The sequence below is a fragment of the Cytobacillus sp. OWB-43 genome (assembly GCF_034651445.1).
Lineage (GTDB): Bacteria > Bacillota > Bacilli > Bacillales > Cytobacillaceae > Cytobacillus > Cytobacillus kochii.
In genome coordinates this window covers 132,107-150,255 of the sequence record NZ_JAYEFF010000002.1, presented here as the reverse complement: position 1 = coordinate 150,255, position 18,149 = coordinate 132,107, and the positions used below count along the sequence as shown (strand labels likewise).

Here is an 18,149-nt window from a genome sequence, read left to right as displayed (position 1 = left end):
TTTTACACCGAACAAAAATAATTATATTCATCATACCATTTTTCAATGATATTAGCAAATACAGGAAGGTGTTATTTAATGTAAAAAAAGAAACTCGCTCATTTTACAGAAGCGAGTTTCTTGTTTTTATAACGATTCATTTACTTGTACATGGTATCTGCCCCTAGGTACAACCATAGGTGAGAGGGAGACAGGGTCATTGATGACAGTGCAATCTAGACCAAAGACTTGTTTCACAAGATCAGTTGTGATGACTTGAGAAGGTTCACCTTCTGCGATGAGCTGCCCTTTTTCTAATGCGAAAATGTAATCTGCGTAACGTGCAGATAAGTTAATGTCATGCAAAACCATGACGATAGTTGTCCCGTATTTACGATTGAGATCGGTTAATAAATCTAAAATTTCTACTTGATAGGCAATGTCCAAAAACGTAGTCGGCTCGTCTAAAAATAAAATATCTGTTTGTTGTGTCAGTGCCATGGCGATCCATACTCGTTGTCTCTGACCACCAGATAGTTCGTCAATATTACGATCGGCAAGTTCTGCGATATTCATAATTTCCATTGCTTCAGCTACCGCTTCATAATCCTTCTTAGACCAACCACTGAACATTTTCTGGTGAGGATAACGCCCTCTACCAACGAGATCAGTTACTGTAATTCCCTCTGGAACAATAGGGGACTGTGGTAAAATACCGAGTACCCGAGCGAGTTGCTTCGGTGGAATTTGATCAATTGATTTCCCATCAAGAATAACCTGACCGGACTGTGGTTTGATTAGCCTCGCCATCGTTTTTAACAAAGTCGATTTTCCACAAGCATTTGCCCCGATAATGACATTTATTTTATTGCTTGGAATCTCCACATCCAACCCATGGAGAATCGTTTTCTGATCATAACCGGCTACGACTTCCTTCGTTTCAAATTGGTGTATTGTTTTCATTATAAATTACCCTTTCGATTCATACGGATAAGTAAGTAAATTAGATATGGTGCCCCGAGTAATCCAGTAATAATACCAACAGGATATCTAGTTGTAAAAGCAAACTGACCAATCAAGTCAGCTGCTAAAACAAGATTCACACCAACGAGACCTGCAGGAATGACATTAGAATACCCGACACCAACTAGTCTTTTGGCAATCGGTCCAGCTAAAAAGGCAACGAAAGCAATCGGTCCGGTCGTTGCGGTGGCAATGGCTAGCATGGCGACCGAAGTTAGTACAAGGAGTATTCTTGTTTGATTTGTATTGAGTCCGAGCGATGTCGCCGATTCTTCACCTAATTCAAGAATCCCAAGCTGTCTACCCAAAATGGCAACAATAGGCGCGCATAGGATGACAGTAATCATTAATGGAATCGTTGAATCTAGCTGAGCACCATTCAAGCTGCCGTTTAACCATCGTAAGGCAGTAGGTATATCTTCTTGCGCACCTCGCATTAATAGAAAAGAAATGGCTGCACTCAACATAGCTTGAATCCCAATACCGACTAGTATTAATCGTCCGATGGAAAAAGATTTTCCTTTAGATAAAATAAAAATAAGGAAAACCGTTAATAATCCGGCAATGACAGATGCAATAGATACGACCGTGTTACTTGTATGGAAAATAAGAATACAAATTAAAGCTGCCACACTTGAACCAGCAGTAATACCCAGAATATCGGGGTTAGCAAGCGGGTTCCTTAGCATCGTTTGAAATGTATTCCCTGCTATGCCGAAAGCAATACCAGCAAAAAAACCAGCTAACATTCTCGGGAAACGGATTGTATTGACGGCAAAGGAAGCACCGCCAGCAGCATTCCCTGTTAGTGCATTCCAAATCTCTTGTGGCGGATAATAGGAGTTACCAAACATGAGCATGGCACAGCATAATGCTAAGGCTGTAGCAAATAGTATGCTATTAATCAGTAACCAGCGCTGTCTTCTTTTTATTCGTCCCTGTTTAATAACGGCTAATAATGGATGTTTCATAGTGAACGCACCTTCATTCTAATCGCTAAAAATATTAATAAAGGCGCTCCAATAAAGGCTGTAACAACTCCAGCTTCTAACTCCCCTGGGCTACCGATGATACGACCAGCGATATCTGCGATTGTTAAAATGACTGCACCTGATATTGCCGACATGGGAATGGTGAATCTAAGATCAGCGCCTAGAATGAGTCGCATCAAATGCATCGCTAATAAACCGACAAAGCCAATTGGACCGGCTAGCGCAGTTGCGGCACCACATAAAATGACCCCTGCAAATGCAGCGATTAAACGAATCATACCGGTTCTGACACCTTGTCCGGTAGCCACTTCGTCACCGAGTGCTAATGCATTCAAAGCAGAAGCAGTCATGATCGCAAGCAAAATCCCTGCAACTAAAAAAGGTAAAAAAGTGAGGATTAAGTTCCAGTTAGCAGATCCTACACTACCTACTTGCCAAAATCTAAATTGATCCATGACATATGTACGAGATAGCATAATGGCACTAACGAGGGAAGAGAGAGCGGCACTTGTTGCTGCCCCAGCTAAGACGAGCTTAAGTGGGGTCGCACCTGAACTCCCCATTGAACCAATTCCATATACAAAAATCGCTGTTAGCATAGCTCCAACAATCGCAAACCAAATATATTCAGCTGCACTGCTAATTTGAAAAAAAGCTATCCCACAGACGACAAAAAGCGCTGCCCCTGTATTTACGCCAAGAATACTAGGGTCAGCAATTGGATTTCTTGTTACAGATTGCATGAGTGCACCGGAAACACCAAGAGCAGCACCGCATAATAAACTAAAAATCGTACGAGGGATGCGTTCTTGCACAACACTTGAACTAAATGATTCTATTTCTGGGTGAAATAGACCGGTAAGTAACTCATTCCATGATACAAACCTTGCGCCAAATGCCAAAGAGGCAACAACACATAAGCATAGTAGAATGATAGATGCGACGAGCACAATTATCAAATGCTTTGGTAGATGCCTTTTTGGGACTTGCTTTTCAATTAAATTATTCATCAACTTTCTCAACCGCATCTGCGATTAATTCTAAGTATTCATCGATTGTATATTCGATAGAAAGCGGGTTAGGGTTCCCGGAAGCTGCAAGTGGTGTGTTGTTACCAATAAAGACAACCGATCCTCTTTCTATAGCTTTAATTTTGCCAAGACGAGCGTCTGCTTTTACTGCGTCATATGTGCTTTCATCATTATAACCGATGATAATATCAGCATCATTAAGTACATCAGCATTTTCAGCACTTAAAGATAAAGAGAATGCATTTTCATCTTGGATTAGATTGGTAATACTCTCAGGTGTTTCTAATCCCATTTCCTTTAGGAATGCCACACGTGGATCAGCAGGTGTATAGAGGTGGAACTGAGACAAATCGTTTGCTGAGAAGTTAGCCCAAACTACTTTTTTCCCCTTTAATTCAGGATACTCTGCAACTTTTTCCGCAACTAAATCCTCTGTATCTTTAATGAGTTGTTCTCCTTCTTTCTCCATACCCATCCCTTTGGCATTAAGAAGCACTTGTTCACGCCATGTTGTTGTCCAAGGAGTAGTTGGATATGCGACAACTGGTGCAATTTGTGTTAATAAATCGTAATCTTCTTGTGTAATTCCAGAGTAACCAGCAAGGATAACATCAGGGTTGGAGTCTGCAATCGCTTCAAAATCAAGACCATCTGTATCTTGATAAATATTAGGATCTTTAATATCAAGTTCTTCAAGTTTCTTCGTAGTCCATGGAAGTAAGCCACTACCATCTTCTACACCATAGTTTGCTGCAGAAAAACCGACAGGCTCAACGCCAAGGGCTAGTACAACATCATGGTTCGCCCATTGAATTGTTGCTACTCTTTCAGGTTTTTCTTCTATCACTGTTTCACCAAAAGCATGTTCAATCGTAATTGGATATTCTGTTTCGGATGATTGATCTGTAGTTGTTTCCGCCTCTTTATCTTTTTCATCTTCAGAAGCGGTTGATTCATTATTTGAGCAACCAATTAAGGCAAACATGGCGGTAGATACAAGTAATAGTAGTAATAAGAACGACTTCTTTGCTTTCATTTTTTTCCCCTTCTCTTCTATTAAACTGTGACAATCGTATGTAGTAATTTAATAACGATAATCATTCTCATTCAGTGTATAATTACCTAGAGTAGAAGTCAATCATTTTCGGAAATTTATAATAACTTTATCGGTGAAGGATTAAGGCAATCAAGCTATTTTTGATAGAATCCTGTCATGTGAAAAATTTACAAAAGAAGAAATCATTGTTTAAAGGAAATCCATCAATGGGGGATGGGGGGAGCATAGAAACGAGAATCACCTGACATAATCAAGGAATGGTACACTTTCATGAGATAACTGCCAAGATGTATAGGCAAAAGGAAAATGCGTACACAAAAGATGAAAACCCGCCAAGATGTGTTGGCAACTCCCATAAAACCCCACATCATATATTTCATTTTGTACTTACTGAAATAATCAAATATGTACATCGCTAGCTTGACACTGACAGTTGAATGTAATTAAAGAGCGCCGCAAAGGAGCAGTCACTGCCTTCTAGGAGAATAATTTTAATAGCCACCAGAATGCCATGTTCGCCTCCCCTGACCGTGTGAAAACAATCACTCTAGATAACTACCAATATCAACTTAAATGAATGTATAATAATACCAAATGAATAAAAGGAGCTTATTCTAATTTATGAAGTTCACTCAAGCAGTTTTACCTCTTCTAGTTATCGTAACGATATTGTACTTGATGGTTAATCTTCTACTGTTCATTTTGTTTTCGCTGGCTGATGTTAATATGAATCTTCATACGGTGCTATATGCCATTTTACCAAGTGTATTGTATTTTTTATGTGTGTGGTTTGCGATAAAACGCTTACGTCCAAATAGGAGGGAGAAGCCCAAGCAACTTTGGTTGTTTTCTTTAGCATTGGTATTGCCAATCGCATTGATTAGCCTACTAGTTTTTAATGGCGTTCATGCCAAATTTAATGAAATGGATTGGAGAAATAATCCACACAAACGAGTGGGAATGATAGACGATTTGTTAAATACGTATGATTTAAAAAATAGACATTATAACGAAGTAATTGAAAAACTAGGAACACCAACAGAAAACACGTATTTTAAGAGTGACAATAACATCGTTTATTATTTGGGTAATGAAAGGAGTATCATTAGTATTGATAGTGAATGGCTAATCATTACATTTAAAGAGAATCGAGTAGCTCATTATGAATTGAAAACAGATTAATAAGAAAAGCGCAAGGCGCCTGCCTATCGGCTTATGACCTCGAGCCGATGGCGCCTGGAGCTAGACATGAAAACTCATTGAAAAATTTTATACTTTCTTATCTAATAAAAAAGGGATGCAAGTAATTTAATTGCACCCCTTTTTATCATCATGCTTTTACTAGCGTTTGATCAACTACTTTACCCTCAAAGGCGGCTTCATAAATTGTATATATATCCTCTTTACACAATTCCATTGGACTTCGCGCGAGTAAACGAGTTTGTTTTGTCGCATCTTCTGTTAACGAATCAAGTGCATCATGGCCAATGTTAAAGCCTTTTAAAGAAGACGGGATGCCAACATCTTCGACTAAGCGTTTTAATTCTTCTACACAACGGTGGGAAGCTTCTTCTTGTGAAAGATGGGTAGAGCTAAAGCCCATTGTATCGAGAATATCCTTCATCCTTTTTTCACATGCAGAACGAATATAGCCCATCACATATGGCAGAAGAACAGCGTTTGAATCACCATGGGCAATATGGAATTGCCCGCCTAATGGATAAGCAAGTGCATGAACCCCAGCTACACCTGCGTTAAAGAAAGCAATACCAGCTAAATAACTACCATAGCTCAAGTCAATGCGTGCTTGTTTATTGTCGCCATGATGAACAGCTGTGCGGATGGATTGACTGATTAGGCGAATGGCCTGTAGTGCTAAAGCGTCCGTGACTGGGCTAGCATTTTTAGACACATATGCTTCAATCGCATGTGTAAGGGCATCGATCCCAGTAGCAGCTGTTACCTTTGCAGGAAGAGACATTGTGAGTGCTGGGTCAACAATAGCTACATCTGCAAGTAAATAATCATGCGTGACGACATCTTTTGTTGTTTCCAATGAAAGGACGGAGATATTTGTTACTTCTGATCCTGTTCCAGATGTAGTTGGAATTAAGATACTCGGTAATCCTTTTTTTGTAATCGATTTTGTGCCGGTTAGATTTAAATAATCAGCTACATCACCTTCATGAACAGCGATAACGCCAGCTAATTTTGTTAAGTCAAGTGCACTTCCGCCACCGATGCCGATGACCATATCAAAAGCGTGCTCGCGCGTATAGGAGACCAGTTTTTCCCCAACGGCAAGTGGTGGTTCAGGAACAACATCAGTGTAAACATCAGTGATATATCCTGCCTCATTAAGTGGATGCGTCACTTTATCCGTTAAGCCAATTTCTTTTAAAAAAGGGTCAGTAATCACAAGGATTTTTTTGACGTTAAACTTTTCTACTTCTTCAACGAGGTGGGAAAGAGCATCCCAGCCTGTGTAGCTTATAGGTGTAAAGGTGATTTTCTCAGACATGATGGTCACTCCTCTAATTAATTTTGGTTCCAAACAATTAATTTAGTTTCAGTCATTTCGTGAATCGCGTATTTCAAACCTTCTTTGCCCGTACCGCTTTCTTTCACTCCGCCATATGGCATTTGGTCTACACGATAGGTCGGAATATCATTAATCATCACGCCGCCCACTTCAAGTGCTTTAGAAGCATGGAAGGCAGTTTGAATATCATTAGTGAAAATACCAGCCTGCAAACCATAGTCAGAATCATTGATTGCAATAATACCATCTTCAATTGAAGAGATACGGTTAACAATAACAATAGGGGCAAACACTTCTTGGCAAGAAACCTTTGCAGTCGCATCGACATTCGTTAAGATGGTTGGTAAAAATACGCCATTTTCAATTTTTCCGCCTGTAATAATCTCTGCTCCTAAGGAGACTGCTTCATCAACCCAACTCAATGCTCGCTCCTGTTCAGCTGGATGAATCATCGCTGATAGGTCAGTTGTTGCATGCATTGGATCTCCGATTGTTAACGCCTGAGTAGCTTCGGCAAACTTTTCAACGAACGCAGGAAAAATCTCTTCTAGTACGTAAGTGCGTTGCAGAGAAATACAGACTTGCCCTTGGTTAGAAAAGGCACCTGTTACACATTTAGCTACGATTTCTTCTAAGTCTACGTTTCTATCAATAATCAGTCCTGCATTAGAGCCGAGTTCTAAAGCAACTTTCTTTAGTCCTGCTTTATTGCGAATACCAATACCAACGGCTGGGCTACCAGTGAAAGTAATCATTTTCACAAGCGGATTCTCGACAAGGGCATCTCCGACAATACGACCACTGCCAGTAACTACGTTAAATGCACCCTTAGGTAAAGAAGTTTGGTCAAGGAGTTCAGCAAGAAATAGAGCAGATAATGGTGTTTGCGATGCTGGTTTTAATACAATCGGGTTTCCAGAGGCAATCGCTGGTCCCACTTTATGTGCTACTAAATTTTGTGGAAAATTAAATGGTGTAATGGCACCAATTACGCCAATCGGTTCCTCGATTGTATAACCGAATCGATTAGCCCCGTTTTTGGCTGCGTCCATCGGGATCATTTCTCCTGTTAAGCGTTTTGCTTCCTCAGCCGCGAATTTATATGTCTCAATCGTACGGTCAATTTCACCTAGTGAGAATTTCAATGGTTTCGCTGATTCTAAAGAAATGATTTCAGCAGCTTTTTGTCGATTTTCCTTAAATAATAGAACAAGCTCTTCTAGTATTTCTGCACGCTCGTAGGCAGTCAAACGAGCCATCGCTGTTCTTTTTTGATGCGCCATCTCAATGGTTTCTTCCACTTCCTCCTTTGAAGCTTGTGGAATTTCCGCAATCACTTTATTTGTATAGGGGGAAAGGAGGTCAGCATAGTTTGCTGAGTCTCTCCATTCACCATTGATATATAATTGTTTCTTCATATTAACTCACCTGCTTTTCTTGATTTTTGAGATCTTCACTATCTTTATTAAACGTTTTGTCTATTTCTCCTTTAAAGAAATCTTTTCCGTATAATAATAGACAAAGAATAATACCTACCGCAAACGCCCAAGCAGCGCCTTTAATACATAGAACAGCTGCGACAATCCCAGCTACACCAAGATCTTTTTGACTTCGTGCTTCTAAAATACCAACTTTCACACTTACATATCCTTGAATGAGAAGAGTTAATGCCATCGCAACACCTAGTATAGGCTCAACGAAACTTACGATTGGAAGTAACCATAAGCCGGTATTCGTTCCCCAGCGGAATGAACCCATACCACCGAAAATCGAGTCCATAGCTTTTCTTCCTTTTTTGAAACGCTCAACCATTACCACCTGCATCGCACTCCATACGGGTCCTGCCATCGTGACATCAGGTCCAATAATACTCATGGCACCATTACGAATACCGAAAATCCAGTGAGATCGGTTAGGGTTGTAATCAACCTTTTCATCAGGGCGGATAGATTGACCATCTTCCACTAATGCTTTTACTTGTAATACATCACCGAAAAGAACAATATAAGCAGCGAGAACAGTAGGGATGGCTGTAATAAACATCATGAATGGGGGTAAGCCTAATCCGAATACCGTGTACTCATTCCACAATGTAATAAAATCTGGAGATGAGAATCCCCATTCAATTGTTGGCCACTTTGCTTCCCCAAATAATGGGGCAATAAATACGGCTACTAGTATCACAGGGAAAATACCTAGTTTAGCAATGGTTTTCCAAAAGGCATTGCGGTTTTGGAATTGAATAAAATGTTTTGAAAATAAAAGATAAAACCCAATTCCAATAGCAATCGAGATGGTCCAAGGGAACAATTCAAAACGGCCACCAACTTGGAAAACAGAGATGACAGCTGCTAAACCAGCTCCTAGGATAACACCAGCTTTTAATGCGGGCGGAATAAAGCGAACAACCTTTGATGCCAACCCAGTAGCACCGAGTAATAATGATAGAATACCGAGTGTTAATTGGAAGGCGATCAGTGAGTGAACACGTTCAGGTCCTTCAGGGAATTGCTGACAGTACAGCATGATTAAAGGAATGGCTGGTGTAATCCAACCAGGTACAGCCGGATCACCTAGTAAATGATGTAATAAGTAAAAAAGTCCATTTAAAACAACAATAGCGAGTGCTACTTCAAAAGGCATACCGAGTAATTCCATTAAAAGTGGGATGGCTGATAAATCAACAGCACACATTAATAGTCCTTGCACATAATCGGGCCATTCAAAACGGTAATGGATAAAAGGTAAGCGAACCTTAAAAGGTCCTGCTGGGATATACGGTGATTCTTCGCCGTATTTTCTGTTTTTCCATTTCATGACGGTTTTTCTCCTCCTTAATTGTAAACCCTTACAAGTTAGAATATTAAATTATGAATACGTAACCATTTTTCTGTAAAGCGATTCCACATGAGTCGTTCAAGCTCATATGGAAGAGGGTAAGGGATTATGCTTTAAAATGGTTACGTATTCATTTTTGCATAGATAAAAACTATTGATATGCCTTTGTTGTTTTCCTATTAAATACTTTAACAGATTCAGTGATTTTTACGCAACTGTTTTTTTTATTTTCAATCATTTCAATCAGTTCATTGATGGCTAGAAAACCTAAATTTTGCTCAGAGATACTTCCGACGGTTGTTAACTCGATACTACCGTGTTTACTTAAGTCAACATTATCGATACCGACTACGCTAATATCGCCTGGGACACGATAACCGGCCTTTGTTGCTTCATCAATTGTTTGTAGAGCGATTGCATCTGTGGCAGCACAAATAGCTGTCGGTGGAGTCGGTAATTGCATCAGTTTTTCAAATGCTTCTTTTACCGCTTGTTTTGATGTATTCGTTTGAATCACATATTGCGATGCAAGGTATTGAGTGTTCATCCCTTCAACGAAGCCATCGTATCTATTTTTAAATGTACTAACGGTAGAGGGACCTCCAATCCAAGCAATTTGTTTATGACCTAACTCTAGCATATGATGAGCTGAAAGTATGCCAGCCTGAAAATTATCGATTTCAACAAAATGTTTATTATTAATATGTTTTCGATTATATGTAATAAATGGTATATCCATTTTCTCAAACTTCTCGAAAATAGGATCATCAAGTAAGATACAGGACATCACGACTCCATCTACCTTATTTTCAACTACTGAAGTATATGCCTCATTTAATTTCTCATCATTCACAAATTGAACATGCACACGATAACCTTTGCTATTAGCGTAATTAACAATTGCAGCTGTTGTATCGACAAAAAAAGGATTATGAAGGGGTCCAGAAAGTAACGCAATCGTGTTTGTTTTATTTTGTACAAGAGAACGGGCATGGGCATTCGGAATGTAATGAAGTTCTTCAATCGCAGCCATCACTTTATCTACTGTTGGTTTTTTGACTAGGTTTGGAGTATTAAGTACACGTGATACGGTCGTTTGAGAAACGCCAGCATGTTTGGCAACATCCTTAGAAGAGACCATCTAGTTTCCTCCTTTCAAGAAAAACTGTGCTTCCTTATTTTATCAGATTCCCATGGGAGAGAGAAGTCAAAATGACCTAGATTAAGTACCAGTGAAAAGGGTAAGCAGAGAGTATGAAAGGAAGCGAATAAAATGAAAAAAACGATGATTTTAGTGTTTACGAGTATTTTATTGTTTTCTGGCTCTGCTGTGTCGGCTAAAACAATCCATTCATTTAGCGACCAGACAACAATTTATGATTATATTGTCTCTGAAAGCTACAGTAAGAACGGTGCAAAGGTAGCCGTTATTGGCAGTAGTGTTGCTCGTGGGAAAGGGGCATCTCATCCGATGTTTTCTTGGTTTCGTTTATTAGAAAAGGAAGTGCGAGAACGCCATTTGCCACATAAAAAAAAGCTGTCATTTCATAACTTTGCTAAAAGCGGTTACACCTTAAATATGCTACTTAAGGATGGAACGGTTGAAAAGTTGGTAAAATCAGAGCCTGATTTGGTAATGATTGAAACAGGTGTCGTTAATAGTTATCAATATCATCAAAGCATAAAAGAAACAGAGCAAGCGATTGAAAAAACCGTTGATAAAATTAAAAAGGCCTCTCCTGATACGAAAATTCTATTTCTTTCTCCCAATCCGACAACTGTTCTTTATAACGGAAAAATTGATAATAAGCGCAATCATTCTTATCAAGACTATTTAAAAGCAACAGAACAGTATATTAAAGAAAACGAGTGGCCATATATAGATATTTATCGACCGATGGCAAAAAGAATGGCGGACGGTTCATTTGAGTTAAAAGACACATTGGCAGATGGGGTGCATCCGAATAATATTGGTTACTATATTTGGTTTCAAGTAATGAATGAGTACTTTAATAAGCCAATCCCGTGGTAAAATGAAAGAAAACCTCGGAGCTGATGAATGTTGAAACAACAATTAACTTTAATGGAAGCATATATGATTGAGCTGTTACGTAATAAAGGTGTAACGGACGAAGAAATTATAAGAAAATCTTTGTCAAACGAAGCGACAGAGTGGAGAAAGTACAACGAGCAGTTCGAATTTGAACAATTAGCTCATCTGGCTCAAAAAGATGAGGCAAACTTTGTTTCAATGATTAACAATGGTTACCGCATCAAATTCCTTACCTTCCCTGGCTTGCAACGCATGTTAAGTATGAAGTTCGGATTAGAGAAAGACCAAGATTACACGCTCGTAGAAAACGGAGTAACTAATATAAAGGTAAGTGAGGAGCAATTAAACGAGATAGAAAAAGTTTTATCACTCAACTGGAAAATAAAGAGAGAAAAAACTTCGGTTTCTATTCAAAATGGCTAAAGAAAGATAGCATTCGTTTCTTCATTAGGCGAATGCTTTTATCATTTCTCTTTACTAGAAGACCATAAATAATAGAATATAGAAAAGAATAAAGAAGCTCCTATTGCGTATGGTATGGGAGAACGAAAAAGAATTAATAGACAAAAGGGCATGGTAATAAAAATGGTTTTTTTCCAAAACAAGCAATGATCTTCCTTTCCAAAAAAGGTTGAATATGTGAAAAAGAAAACTTAGGAGGAAATAATCACTTGATGAATTATAAATTTTCACCTGAATTAAGTCAGGCGATTGTTGATGGTATATTAAAAGGATATAGGCATTACATTCATGAGCGTGAACAGAAGAAACGTGAAATGCTTATTAGTACAGGTTATGCATGGGTAAAAGGCAATCATATTGAAGATGCCGTAGCACAAGAATGTCGCAAGCTTGGGATTCAATTTGAATTTTCTAAAGCCGGTTATGCATGGGGTTATCTTAAATTCGAAAATAAGGCAACAAACTCTTTATTTATCATTAAAAGTGGAGGACCTTCACCACAATCATCACCGAGTCGAAAAGAGGAGCACTATTTAGTTGAACTCTCCAAGATTAATCGTCATAGTGATTGGCAGCAATTAGAACAAATGAATGAAGTAGGAGAACAGTTAATGTTAGAAGACGTCACTTCTCAGAATTTTGAACAATTAAGCTTCGGTGAATTCGATTCTCTTAAACAAACGTTTGATCAATTTTATATTGTCTCCTATGAAATGGATGAAACAAAACTATTATCAAAAATTCAACTGCTTATGCCAACTCCAGGCATGAAGAAAATTCATTTAGTTGAAGACTGGTTACCTCTGGCATTTCATTCATCTTATCATATTACAGAGATTGAAGTAGAAGGAATTAGAGGAGAATAACAGGAGGGCTATCTATAGTAGATAGCCCTTCTTAATTATTGTTTTTGTTCTTTTATCCAATGAGTAATGGTATCGATGATCGTTTCTTGTTGTTTCTTAATAGAAATGTCGGCTGGGTTGTCACCAGATTGTTCTCCGTATACACCAAAATAGGCATGGTTTCCTCCTTCGATTTCTACGAAGTCTGCTTCATCTGGAAGAAAAACCTTCTTCTCTTCAACTTTAGCGGGCGTACTTAGGCCATCATTTGAGCCACTTATGGATAAGACAGGTAGTTTCGAATTTGTCAGTGTATCATTATCAGAGGCATAGGCACCCAGTAGTATTAAACCATGTACTTGATCTATGTTTTTATCGGCGTACATGGCTGCTGCTGCACCGCCCATTGAATGGCCTCCAACAAACCAATTTACATCTTTATACGTACTAATGATTTCGTTAGCTTTAGAAACATCAAGTATGGCGATGTTTAGTGTTACATGTGGTATAGCGATGAATAGATTTTCTTTAGCTAATTCTTGACCGATATAAGCATAAGCATCGGGTTCTACTTTTGCACCCGGATAAAGAATAATACCTATTTGACTATTAGGGTCACCGAATAAAAGCCAATCATCTTCAACGCTTATTTGGTTGTCTACGGGGATCGTTGGCTCACCCACTGAATGATAAGTGAGCTGAGTCCAGATGAAAAATCCACCGATTGCTGTAACTACTAGAGCTGATAGGATAAGGAATACTTTTGATTTGATTATCTTCTTCATAATTTGCCTCTTAAGTTGTATTTACTTTTTGAAAAATTTGTAGAGCGTATAGATAAAAATAACGATTAATAAAAGGATGAGGATCATCACAAAGCTTTTCACAGCATCATTAGGTGTTTTAGCATATATACCAATGTATGCCCAGATGAAAACAAGTGTATAAATAAAGTCTTTAAATCGAATAGAGAAAACAATCGCTAATATTGTAGCAACTGCTAACATAATAAAGGTCCAAGTCACTTCATTCAATCCGAGAAAAACAGTTTGTTCCATCCCTACAAACCAAACAAATACATTTAAAATACTTGCTACAGAAACCCAACCAATATAAATGGAAAATGGCAGTTTTTCAAAGAAAGTATGAGTTGTATCGTTTATTCTACCGTAGATTAGAATTAAGGTGACAAGTAAAGCAAAAATGATGATTACTGATGTTAGTAGTGCTTGAGCAGTAAAAGCTAGAATCCAACAGCCATTTAATAAAAAGTTAAGAGCTGGTAGGTAGCTAGTTTTTACATAAACAGCATCACCTCTCACAAAAAAAGCTCTGATAATCCAAATAAATAAAAGTAAATAAATGAACCCCCAAATGGAAAATGCAAAACCAGCAGGTTGTATTAAAGGTTGGTTAGCATCAGCAACATTGCCAACATTTGTAGCTGACCAATAATTTAAGAAAATCATTATAGCGAAAGTAATAAGGTAGACGATACCTAGTTTCTTTGACTGATTCATGAATGAGCCTCCCCTTGATAAATAAAATGATGGTATTAATTGTAATACCCTAAAGTGAACGGTAATAATCATAGTTATCTACCATGGGGAAGGCGAAGTGACATATTTCTTAATTTGATAGTAGTTGTTTTATTTTTTCCTCAAAATCACTTGGTTTATCTGTAGGACCGAAGCGCTCTACCACATTTCCATTTTGATTAATGAGAAACTTAGTAAAGTTCCATTTAATGCTTTTGCTTAGAAAACCTTTTGCTTCTGTCGTTAAATAATTGAATAAAGGGTGTGCTTCTTTTCCATTCACTTTAATGATTTCATGCATAGGGAATGAAACACCATAGGTCATCCGACAAGCTTCACTCGCTTCCTCAGCAGAGTCGAGCTCTTGTTTAAATTGATCCGAAGGAAATCCTAATATAACCAGTCCCGCATCTTTATATTTTTGATATAGGTTCTCAAGTTCTGCAAATTGTGGGGCCAAGCCACATTTTGTTGCGGTATTGACAATTAGTAATACCTTGCCTTCATATTGCTCCAATTGATAATTGGTACCGTTTTCGAGTTTTACGTTTATATCATATAAATTCATTTTTTCTCCTCCCCTTCATTTAATTGAGATAACAGTGTATTCAATTCTTGTAATTTTAATTTGAATTGATCATCAAATATAGCGAATGAATCCCATTTTGTAGCTTTAGTTGAAATCATTTCTGATATCGTACTTTCGGAGTTTCTACCTTTTGTGGTCAATGAAATGACTACAGATCTTTTGTCCATAGGTGAGGGTGTTTTCATTACATAATCTTTTTCTACTAGTTTAGAAATAATGGGGTTTAAAGTACCAATCCCTAACGATAACTTTTCACTTAATTGTTTAATAATCATATGATCATTTTCCCACAGAGCCAGTAAGACAATATATTGAGGGTAAGTGAGGTCAAACGGTTCCAGTGCTTTCCGGTATAACTTAGTATATTGATTTGTTGCTTTATAAATAGCGAAACATAATTGATTTTCTAATGTCTGTGCTTTTACTTTGACCACCTCCTCATTTACATCGTACACGATACATTATATATCGGGTACGATGTAAATGCAAAAATAAGATAACAATTAAATCATATGTAACAGTTGCTTTCAGTTTCTGTAAATTCCTCCTTTACAATACCTCAGTGATGTTATAATACGAGCAATAATTGTAAGGAGGTCCATTTTCATGATACTTCAAGAAGAAATTAAAGGACTAACGACGAAAGTATTTGGAAAAAACAATCAACTAATATACGATGAAGAATCGTTTATTTTTAAAAATGCTGAATTAAAAATCACTGGTTCAAATAATAAAATCCATATTGGAAAAGGGACAAAACTATCCAATATATTAATTCACATACGAGGTTCAAATAATGAAATTATGATAGGGGAAGATACCGACTTGATTGGTCATATTTTATTAAAAGGCAAAAAACAATCGATTAAAGTTGGTGACCGAACGACCTTTAAGAATGTCTATCTACTATCACAAGAAGGAAAGAATATTACCATTGGAGCGGACTGTATGTTTTCTTATGATATAGCCGTGAGAACAACAGATGCTCATTCCGTTCTTGACCTTGAAACAAATGAAAGATTGAACGGTGCAAAGGATGTGGTCATTGGTAATCATGTTTGGGTTGCTGCTAGTTGCTTGATTTCCAAAGGCGCGGTGATTCCGGACGATACGATCATCGGAGCAAGATCAGTTGTTACTAAACCTTTCTCCGAAGCACATACAACCATTGCGGGCTCTCCAGCTAAGATAATCAAAACAGGAACAACTTGGAGTCGAGAGCGGTTATAGTAGGATGAGATAAAATGCTAGATTTCACTAGTTTAAAAAGAACATGATGATATCTTAAATGTAATAAGGCTTTAAAATTTAATTGACTTATCATTCCATTTATTTGGCTTGACTAAAGCGTTTAGGGGAAGAAGCGATGATTTATCTTCCTGATTTTGGTTAGAGCTAACAATTATCCTTATAATATATGTATAAATATTGGGGAATTTAATTAATGGAATATCCATTATAAAAACGCCACAAACTCTTTTTGGGTTTGTAGCGTTTCTATGTTTATGGTAACTTCAAGAAATGGTTTCAGCGTTAGAGCGTTTATTTCCTTTGTAGATGAAATAAACAGCAATAATCATAAATATTAGTGCAACAAGTCGTTTCCAGTCTAAAGGTATGATTAAACTATCAAACCAACCAAAGTGATCAATAATCATACTACTTGCCAGTTGTCCGCTGATAATGGCAACATTGGCTGCTATAACCCCGATTTTTGGAACAGCTATGACAGAGAGAAGTAAGAACGCCGTACCTAAAAGTGCAGCGCTTAACTGCCATACAGGTGCTGAAAGGATTCCAAGTACATTGCCTTGACCGAAAAATATAATAATAATTGTCAGAAAGACTAAACCAGTTAACATGGTTAAAAAAGTTGTTTCGATAGTTCCAGCTTTCCGGCTGAAGGTTGCGTGGACGGATGACTGTGCACTTAATGCGATACCACCTAATAAGGTAAATAGAATCATTAAACTATCCATAAGGAGACCTCCTAGTTAATTAATATAAGGGCAATAATCATAGAAATTACTGCAAATACTTTTTCTTTATTGATTTTAGTTTGTTTAATACCAAGCCAACCAAAGTGTTCAATGATCATACTCATAATCAGTTGACCAATAATTACTGTAACCATCGTTATCCCAACACCAACAAAAGGAACACTTATAACGATAGCTGTTAAATATATGACTCCTAAAATTCCTCCAGAAAGTGACCATTTTGGTGCTTCCATCGTATAGGAAAGTTTCCCCTTACCAAAAAATAACCATATTATTCCCATGATAAGAGTGCCCATAAAGAAGTTATAAAAACTGGTCTCTAGCTTTCCTATTGCTTCTCCAAGTTGACCGTATATTGCGCTTTCGAAGCTAAGTGCTGTTCCTGCCAATACGGCTAAAATATATGCTAAGTAACGCACGAAAAACATCCCCCTAAATTTTAATTTTTATGTCCAAAATGAATGAGTTTCCCATGGAATATAGAACTCGAAAGTTAATTAATTATCTTGATAGGAACTTTGATGATTGAAGAGCATGATGAATCACCTCGCATTTTATTTGTTTGCGCATGCAAATAATAATTCAATCTTTGTTTCCTGTCAACTTAATTGGCTTAATGAGCATAGAACTTTGATTGTAGTGTGTTTAACGATATAATATGCTTATTAGATGCGTAATATAGTTTTTCGAGGTAGGGGATTGCATTGGAAACGCCTGAACGATTAGTCGACTTTTGGGTAAACTACTCAAAATTTTATAACCGTTTATATAACGCGATAGATAACGTTATACAACAGCAATACCATTTAAACCTTAATGAATTTTATCTCTTGTATCATTTATCACAAGCAGATAAATTTAAATTAAGGTTAACGGATTTACAACCCAAAATCGGACTTAGTCATAGCGCTTTGTCTCGATTAGTTACACGCATGGAGAATTACCAAAACAAACAACTTGTATGGAGATCAATTTGTGAAGACGATAAAAGAGCTAGTTATATTACTCTTACCAAAGAAGGAAGTCAGTTGTTTGAATCGATTTCTAATGTATTAAACCAAACTTTAGATGCATCGCTGACGAAACCAGACCTTGACCATATTATAAGAATGGTAAAAGGATAAATATCGAGGGACCAAAAAAAGCCGTTATGTGAGCTTTTTTGGTCCCTTTTTTTAGCAATCTAATGAGATTTCCTTA

At 37.5% G+C, this 18,149-nt stretch carries 20 protein-coding genes; 6 read left to right on the top strand and 14 right to left on the bottom strand.

Annotation, left to right across the window (positions count from 1 at the left end):
• Positions 1-126: 126 nt before the first annotated feature.
• The 4 genes from U9M49_RS10550 to U9M49_RS10535 are packed head-to-tail and all read right to left on the bottom strand — an operon-like array spanning position 127 to position 4,061.
• The gene (locus U9M49_RS10550) at positions 127-942 is read right to left on the bottom strand and encodes an ABC transporter ATP-binding protein (RefSeq protein WP_095371727.1); all 816 of its coding nucleotides are present in this window, start codon (positions 940-942) and stop codon (positions 127-129) included.
• Positions 942-1,973 carry a FecCD family ABC transporter permease gene (locus tag U9M49_RS10545; RefSeq protein WP_322909752.1) on the bottom strand — a complete coding sequence of 344 codons (1,032 nt, stop codon included), beginning with the start codon at positions 1,971-1,973 and terminating at the stop codon, positions 942-944. The genes U9M49_RS10550 and U9M49_RS10545 overlap by 1 nt, the downstream gene beginning before the upstream one ends.
• The gene (locus U9M49_RS10540) at positions 1,970-3,004 is read right to left on the bottom strand and encodes a FecCD family ABC transporter permease (protein WP_307316040.1); all 1,035 of its coding nucleotides are present in this window, start codon (positions 3,002-3,004) and stop codon (positions 1,970-1,972) included. The genes U9M49_RS10545 and U9M49_RS10540 overlap by 4 nt, the downstream gene beginning before the upstream one ends.
• Complete coding sequence (locus tag U9M49_RS10535; RefSeq protein ID WP_307316036.1) at positions 2,997-4,061, bottom strand: ABC transporter substrate-binding protein; 1,065 nt, start codon at positions 4,059-4,061, stop codon at positions 2,997-2,999. The genes U9M49_RS10540 and U9M49_RS10535 overlap by 8 nt, the downstream gene beginning before the upstream one ends.
• 642 nt (positions 4,062-4,703) lie before the next feature.
• On the opposite strand from U9M49_RS10535, the gene U9M49_RS10530 reads away from it, so the two are divergent.
• Entirely contained in the window at positions 4,704-5,264 is a 561-nt protein-coding gene (locus U9M49_RS10530) for a hypothetical protein (protein WP_322909751.1), read from the top strand.
• 148 nt (positions 5,265-5,412) lie between these two features.
• Here the strand turns inward: U9M49_RS10530 and U9M49_RS10525 are convergent, their stop codons facing one another.
• The 4 genes from U9M49_RS10525 to U9M49_RS10510 all read right to left on the bottom strand — a co-directional run bounded on the left by U9M49_RS10525 (position 5,413) and on the right by U9M49_RS10510 (position 10,603).
• Positions 5,413-6,603 (bottom strand): iron-containing alcohol dehydrogenase, encoded by a 1,191-nt coding sequence (locus U9M49_RS10525; RefSeq protein WP_251162207.1) that lies wholly within the window; start codon positions 6,601-6,603, stop codon positions 5,413-5,415.
• Between the two features lie 17 nt (positions 6,604-6,620).
• Positions 6,621-8,042, bottom strand: coding sequence for an aldehyde dehydrogenase family protein (locus U9M49_RS10520; protein ID WP_322909750.1), 1,422 nt, complete (start codon positions 8,040-8,042; stop codon positions 6,621-6,623).
• Position 8,043: 1 nt separating this feature from the next.
• Positions 8,044-9,441, bottom strand: a complete 1,398-nt coding sequence (locus U9M49_RS10515) for a hypothetical protein (protein WP_307316023.1) — start codon at positions 9,439-9,441, stop codon at positions 8,044-8,046.
• Positions 9,442-9,613: 172 nt separating this feature from the next.
• Positions 9,614-10,603 (bottom strand): LacI family DNA-binding transcriptional regulator, encoded by a 990-nt coding sequence (locus U9M49_RS10510; protein WP_095371735.1) that lies wholly within the window; start codon positions 10,601-10,603, stop codon positions 9,614-9,616.
• A gap of 132 nt (positions 10,604-10,735) precedes the next feature.
• Here U9M49_RS10510 and U9M49_RS10505 point away from each other — a divergent pair, with 132 nt between their 5' ends.
• From U9M49_RS10505 to U9M49_RS10495, 3 genes are all read left to right on the top strand, one after another.
• Entirely contained in the window at positions 10,736-11,494 is a 759-nt protein-coding gene (locus U9M49_RS10505; RefSeq protein WP_307316018.1) for an SGNH/GDSL hydrolase family protein, read from the top strand.
• A gap of 27 nt (positions 11,495-11,521) precedes the next feature.
• Positions 11,522-11,938 (top strand): hypothetical protein, encoded by a 417-nt coding sequence (locus U9M49_RS10500; RefSeq protein WP_307316017.1) that lies wholly within the window; start codon positions 11,522-11,524, stop codon positions 11,936-11,938.
• A gap of 248 nt (positions 11,939-12,186) precedes the next feature.
• The gene (locus U9M49_RS10495; RefSeq protein ID WP_322909748.1) at positions 12,187-12,843 is read left to right on the top strand and encodes a hypothetical protein; all 657 of its coding nucleotides are present in this window, start codon (positions 12,187-12,189) and stop codon (positions 12,841-12,843) included.
• 35 nt (positions 12,844-12,878) lie between these two features.
• On the opposite strand, the gene U9M49_RS10490 is transcribed toward U9M49_RS10495, so the two are convergent.
• The 4 genes from U9M49_RS10490 to U9M49_RS10475 all read right to left on the bottom strand — a co-directional run bounded on the left by U9M49_RS10490 (position 12,879) and on the right by U9M49_RS10475 (position 15,383).
• Complete coding sequence (locus U9M49_RS10490) at positions 12,879-13,607, bottom strand: alpha/beta family hydrolase (RefSeq protein WP_322909747.1); 729 nt, start codon at positions 13,605-13,607, stop codon at positions 12,879-12,881.
• Between the two features lie 21 nt (positions 13,608-13,628).
• Positions 13,629-14,342, bottom strand: coding sequence for a tryptophan-rich sensory protein (locus tag U9M49_RS10485; protein WP_095371740.1), 714 nt, complete (start codon positions 14,340-14,342; stop codon positions 13,629-13,631).
• Positions 14,343-14,451: 109 nt separating this feature from the next.
• Positions 14,452-14,928 (bottom strand): glutathione peroxidase, encoded by a 477-nt coding sequence (locus U9M49_RS10480; protein WP_307316008.1) that lies wholly within the window; start codon positions 14,926-14,928, stop codon positions 14,452-14,454.
• Positions 14,925-15,383, bottom strand: a complete 459-nt coding sequence (locus U9M49_RS10475; RefSeq protein ID WP_157733876.1) for a MarR family winged helix-turn-helix transcriptional regulator — start codon at positions 15,381-15,383, stop codon at positions 14,925-14,927. The genes U9M49_RS10480 and U9M49_RS10475 overlap by 4 nt, the downstream gene beginning before the upstream one ends.
• 172 nt (positions 15,384-15,555) lie before the next feature.
• Here U9M49_RS10475 and U9M49_RS10470 point away from each other — a divergent pair, with 172 nt between their 5' ends.
• Complete coding sequence (locus tag U9M49_RS10470) at positions 15,556-16,179, top strand: acyltransferase (RefSeq protein ID WP_095371743.1); 624 nt, start codon at positions 15,556-15,558, stop codon at positions 16,177-16,179.
• 284 nt (positions 16,180-16,463) lie between these two features.
• Here U9M49_RS10470 and U9M49_RS10465 read toward each other — a convergent pair whose 3' ends face one another.
• Together U9M49_RS10465 and U9M49_RS10460 are read right to left on the bottom strand one after the other, a co-directional pair.
• Positions 16,464-16,928 (bottom strand): DMT family transporter, encoded by a 465-nt coding sequence (locus U9M49_RS10465; RefSeq protein ID WP_095371744.1) that lies wholly within the window; start codon positions 16,926-16,928, stop codon positions 16,464-16,466.
• Between the two features lie 11 nt (positions 16,929-16,939).
• Positions 16,940-17,377 (bottom strand): DMT family transporter, encoded by a 438-nt coding sequence (locus U9M49_RS10460; RefSeq protein ID WP_412728600.1) that lies wholly within the window; start codon positions 17,375-17,377, stop codon positions 16,940-16,942.
• Between the two features lie 276 nt (positions 17,378-17,653).
• Here U9M49_RS10460 and U9M49_RS10455 point away from each other — a divergent pair, with 276 nt between their 5' ends.
• Positions 17,654-18,073 carry a MarR family winged helix-turn-helix transcriptional regulator gene (locus U9M49_RS10455; RefSeq protein ID WP_157733877.1) on the top strand — a complete coding sequence of 140 codons (420 nt, stop codon included), beginning with the start codon at positions 17,654-17,656 and terminating at the stop codon, positions 18,071-18,073.
• Positions 18,074-18,149 lie beyond the last annotated feature (76 nt).

Bases quoted from the DNA above. Each gene is read 5' to 3' on its own strand.
- U9M49_RS10550 (WP_095371727.1), bottom strand. From the start codon at position 942: ATGAAAACAATACACCAATTTGAAACGAAGGAAGTCGTAGCCGGTTAT.
- U9M49_RS10545 (WP_322909752.1), bottom strand. From the start codon at position 1,973: ATGAAACATCCATTATTAGCCGTTATTAAACAGGGACGAATAAAAAGA.
- U9M49_RS10540 (WP_307316040.1), bottom strand. From the start codon at position 3,004: ATGAATAATTTAATTGAAAAGCAAGTCCCAAAAAGGCATCTACCAAAG.
- U9M49_RS10535 (WP_307316036.1), bottom strand. From the start codon at position 4,061: ATGAAAGCAAAGAAGTCGTTCTTATTACTACTATTACTTGTATCTACC.
- U9M49_RS10530 (WP_322909751.1), top strand. From the start codon at position 4,704: ATGAAGTTCACTCAAGCAGTTTTACCTCTTCTAGTTATCGTAACGATA.
- U9M49_RS10525 (WP_251162207.1), bottom strand. From the start codon at position 6,603: ATGTCTGAGAAAATCACCTTTACACCTATAAGCTACACAGGCTGGGAT.
- U9M49_RS10520 (WP_322909750.1), bottom strand. From the start codon at position 8,042: ATGAAGAAACAATTATATATCAATGGTGAATGGAGAGACTCAGCAAAC.
- U9M49_RS10515 (WP_307316023.1), bottom strand. From the start codon at position 9,441: ATGAAATGGAAAAACAGAAAATACGGCGAAGAATCACCGTATATCCCA.
- U9M49_RS10510 (WP_095371735.1), bottom strand. From the start codon at position 10,603: ATGGTCTCTTCTAAGGATGTTGCCAAACATGCTGGCGTTTCTCAAACG.
- U9M49_RS10505 (WP_307316018.1), top strand. From the start codon at position 10,736: ATGAAAAAAACGATGATTTTAGTGTTTACGAGTATTTTATTGTTTTCT.
- U9M49_RS10500 (WP_307316017.1), top strand. From the start codon at position 11,522: ATGTTGAAACAACAATTAACTTTAATGGAAGCATATATGATTGAGCTG.
- U9M49_RS10490 (WP_322909747.1), bottom strand. From the start codon at position 13,607: ATGAAGAAGATAATCAAATCAAAAGTATTCCTTATCCTATCAGCTCTA.
- U9M49_RS10485 (WP_095371740.1), bottom strand. From the start codon at position 14,342: ATGAATCAGTCAAAGAAACTAGGTATCGTCTACCTTATTACTTTCGCT.
- U9M49_RS10480 (WP_307316008.1), bottom strand. From the start codon at position 14,928: ATGAATTTATATGATATAAACGTAAAACTCGAAAACGGTACCAATTAT.
- U9M49_RS10470 (WP_095371743.1), top strand. From the start codon at position 15,556: ATGATACTTCAAGAAGAAATTAAAGGACTAACGACGAAAGTATTTGGA.
- U9M49_RS10465 (WP_095371744.1), bottom strand. From the start codon at position 16,928: ATGGATAGTTTAATGATTCTATTTACCTTATTAGGTGGTATCGCATTA.
- U9M49_RS10460 (WP_412728600.1), bottom strand. From the start codon at position 17,377: ATGTTTTTCGTGCGTTACTTAGCATATATTTTAGCCGTATTGGCAGGA.